At 61.1% G+C, this 247-nt stretch carries 1 protein-coding gene; it reads right to left on the bottom strand.

Annotated features, from left to right (window positions below; all coding sequences use genetic code 11):
- Nucleotides 1–247 (bottom strand): hypothetical protein (locus tag O4G76_RS21310; RefSeq protein WP_269399086.1); only part of this gene is annotated, 247 nt, incomplete at both ends.

Raw genomic sequence — 247 nt, 5'->3', positions numbered from 1 at the left:
GGCCAAGGGCCAGCCATCCGGATCAAGGTATCCTGCGTCACGCAATTCGTCTTCGGTAACACCGCCCCAACGGCCGGGCAAATGACCGATCCAGGCGCGCGCGGTTTTGAAATGATCAAGAAACGGCGCCTGCGGGCTCCAATCGCGCACAGAAGCCAGATTCATGGCAATCGGTTGCCTGCGCACATCTGGCCTGCCGGGCGGCAGCGAAGGGACAGTAATATTGGCGTTCAGGATGGCAGGTGCC

Origin of the sequence: Limimaricola sp. G21655-S1 (assembly GCF_027213785.1) — a bacterium.
Lineage (GTDB): Bacteria > Pseudomonadota > Alphaproteobacteria > Rhodobacterales > Rhodobacteraceae > Limimaricola.
The sequence above is the reverse complement of the archived record's forward strand: the minus strand, read 5'-3'. Positions and strand labels throughout refer to the sequence as shown.